The organism is Thalassobacter sp. 16PALIMAR09 (assembly GCF_000765485.1).
In the GTDB taxonomy this organism is placed as follows: Bacteria; Pseudomonadota; Alphaproteobacteria; order Rhodobacterales; family Rhodobacteraceae; genus Thalassobacter; species Thalassobacter stenotrophicus.
Window position 1 is genome coordinate 1 of record NZ_JHAK01000025.1, and the last position, 3443, is coordinate 3443.

The window sequence follows — 3443 nt, forward strand, 5'->3', positions numbered from 1 at the left end:
TACCACGGCACTCGGCGGCGCGCGTGTCATGCGCCGCTTGGGCTGGACCTCGCTCGAGGAGATGGGTCGAGCTCTTTTGGGTGAGCCACGCGCGGCCGTTCTTTTGGCTGGGCGCGGCGATATCGTTTTGGCCGATACCGGCCTCGGCTTTGGCGTCTGTACCGGGGCCCAAGCGGTTGGCATGGCACCTGAAGGCCTCGTGACCGTACCGCTGACCTCCTGCCAGTTTGCCTGGCACATCTGATCCGACACATTTTGCCCGGACCTGTTTCATGCCCTTCATTGTGACAGCCGTCACCGCCGTCGCGGGGGCGATCAGTGCAACCTTGGCTGCAGGCGGGATTGGTGCGGCCCTTCTGCGGATTGGCGGCACGCTCCTGCTGTCCACCGCAGCGCAGGCTTTGATGCCCAAACCGCAAACCAAGATGCAACCGCGCACCGTGACCATTCGCGAGCCCGTGGTGCCGCGTGATCTGGTTTATGGCCGCACCCGCAAGGGCGGGGTCATCGTCTTCCTGCACTCCTCGGGGTCGGACAACAGGTTCCTCGATCTGGTGATCGTGCTGGCCACGTATCAGGTGCAATCAATCGGAGCCATTTACTTCGAGGGCGAAGTGGCCCTCGATGCAGCGGGCGTGGCCCAAGGCCGATGGGCCGGAAAAGTCCTCATTGAGAAGAAACTCGGCGCCGCCAATCAGACGGCCTTTGCGGGCATGCAGAGCGCGTTGCCGGACATATGGACAGAAGATCACCGCCTTCGGGGCTGTGCCGCGATCCGGCTGCGGTTGACCTATGACCAGGATGCTTTCCCAGGTGGGATCCCGAACATCACGGTGGATCTGGAGGGCAAGGACGACATCTGGGACCCGCGGACCCAAACCGCAGGCTATTCGGAAAACCCCGCCCTTTGCCTCGCGGACTATATGGCCAATCCGACCTGGGGCATCGGCGCGCGCATTGGCGAGCCCGACGGGATAGATAAGATGTCGCTCGTGGAGGCCGCCAACATCTGTGACGAGATCGTTCCCCTTGCAGGTGGTGGATCCGAGCCGCGCTATGCCTGCAACGGGGTGATCACGCTTTCAGAGGCGCCCAAAACCATTATTGAGGGGATGCTGTCGTCCTTCGCCGGTCGCTGCGCTTTCTCGGGTGGATCCTGGCGTATCCACGCGGGGGCCTGGCGTGCGCCTGATGTCGCCTTGACCTCGGACCATGTCCGGATGGGCGGACTGACACTCGCCACACGCGTAACGATGTCGACAAACTTCAACGGCGTACGTGGCCAGTTCGTCAGCCCTGAAAACGATTGGCAGCCGGATGACTTCCCGGCCTATGCCTCTGATGCTTATCTCGCCGAGGATGGCGGCGAACGGAAATGGCGGGATATCTCGCTGCCCTTCACCATCTCGGCTGCCATGGCGCAGCGACTTGCGAAAATTGAGCTCGAGCGCGCACGTCGGCAGATGACGGTTCGGCTCTCGGGGAAACTGTCGGCCTGGGCAGCCACCGTCGGAGATGTGGTGACACTGTCCTATGCCCGCTGGGGCTTTGCCGCCAAACCCTTTGAGGTGCACGGGGTGAGCCTGGATCTGACGGCCTCGGGCGATGGGGCATTGTTGCTGCCTGAGCTCGTTTTGCGCGAGACTTCGCCCTTGGTCTACGACTGGACGGCAAGTGAGGAGCAAATCTACGCAGCCGCCCCGCGAACGGCGCTGCCCAACGCCTATGACATCCCGGCGCCCGGCGCGCCGCAGGTCACCGAGGACCTTTATGTGACGCGGGATGGCGGCGGGCTGAAGGTTCTGGCCAAGATTAACTGGGAGGCGGCCCCCTCGGGATTTGTGGCGGCCTATCAGTTGCAGGCGAAGCCGGAAGGTGGTGCCGATTGGATCGACCACGGTCGGACGGATGGCACCACGCTTGAAATCCGCGACATTGCCCCAGGAGGCTGGGCTTTCCGCATCAAAGCGATCTCGGTTCTGGGCGTCTCCTCGGCTTGGCAGGAGACATCGGTCGAAATTCTTGGCCTGACCGCCCCACCTGCGCTGCTCGAACACGTCACATTGCAAACAGCGGGCGGCCTTGCGATCCTGAAGTGGACGCGTTCGGCCGATCCCGACGTCCGCGTGGGCGGCAACATCGTGATCCGGCACTCGAAGGAAGCGATGGCAACTTGGGCCGACAGCTATTCGATGGATCGGGTCTCGGGCGGCGAAGCCATCGCCGTCGTGCCGTTGAAACCCGGCACTTATCTCGTGCGGGCTGAAGACAGCGGCGGCCGCGCAGGTCCTGAAACCCGCGTCACCACCAAGGGCGCGCAGGTTCTAGCCTTCTCGACCTTGGACTTCTTGCAAGCTGAGCCCGGCTTTGTTGGCTCGAAATCGGACCTACAAGTGACAGGATCAAACCTGACTTTGGCCACGGCAACCGCCAATGGCGTGACACAAGTGACGTCAATGGAGGGGCAATACGGCTTCGCGGCTGGACTTGATCTGGGCGCCGTGAAACGCGTGCGGCTTCGCTCTGAAATTGGCGTGGCCGCGCTGGCACTCAATGACCGGATCGATGCGCGCACGGCGTTGATGGATACATGGGCTGATTTTGACGGATCAGCCGGTGCAGAAATTGATGTCCTTTTTGAAATCCGCGAGACCGATGACGATCCGGCAGCTTCGCCAAACTGGGGCCCCTGGGGCCGTCTCGATAACCATGAAATCGAAGCCCGCGCAGTTCAGGCGCGGGCGCATCTGACGACGAAGGACGCGTCCTATACGCCGATCGTCTCACAACTGCGGCTCTATGCTGATGAGGTGGTCTGACGTGTTCACTGCAATTACTCCCATGACCACAACTGGAAACCGCTGAGATGACGCAAACCTCCAGCTTTACGATTGCCAATGATGCGGGTGCCGCGGTTCGGGCACGGATCAATGAGGTAATCGCCGCCCTGCAATCGACGAGCGCAGGGGCTAAAGCCCCGAGTGCTGCCGCCGCGGGCATGCTCTGGGTCGATACCTCGGTCTCACCACCAGTTCTGCGCAGGCGGAACGCCACGAACACCGGCTGGGACGCGCTCTTGGATGCGGCGAGCAACCTGGCGGGGCTTTCGAATACGGCCGTGGCGCGGACAAACCTTGGGCTCGGGAGCATGGCGACCAAGTCCGCGGCGGACTATGACGCGGTGATTGCGGCGAAGGCGGCACTGTCGGGAGCGACGTTCACCGGAGTGGTGACAGCCCCGAACTTCGTCTCCTCATCCGATGCGCGGTTGAAATCTGACGTCGCAACCATTGCTGACGCGCTGGCGCTCGTGTGCGCCCTGCGCGGGGTGCGCTTCACAATGGATGGCAGCCGCCAGATCGGCGTTGTTGCACAGGAAGTCGAGGCAGTCCTGCCCGAAGTGGTGCAAGTGGATGCTGAGAGCGGTCAGCTCTCGGTCGCGT

2 protein-coding genes and 1 pseudogene are annotated in these 3443 nt (G+C 62.6%); all 3 read left to right on the top strand.

Going from position 1 to position 3443, the window contains the following annotated elements:
• Positions 1-244: pseudogene (locus PM04_RS18035) on the top strand (hypothetical protein); the annotation flags it as partial.
• A 28-nt stretch (positions 245-272) separates the two neighbouring features.
• Positions 273-2819 (top strand): phage tail protein, encoded by a 2547-nt coding sequence (locus PM04_RS17060; RefSeq protein ID WP_038009093.1) that lies wholly within the window; start codon positions 273-275, stop codon positions 2817-2819.
• Between the two features lie 47 nt (positions 2820-2866).
• On the top strand, positions 2867-3443 hold a 577-nt coding region (locus tag PM04_RS17955), incomplete at its 3' end, for a tail fiber domain-containing protein (RefSeq protein WP_152600873.1).

Coding starts and splice junctions, on each gene's coding strand:
- PM04_RS17060 (WP_038009093.1), top strand. CDS start 273: ATGCCCTTCATTGTGACAGCCGTCACCGCCGTCGCGGGGGCGATCAGT.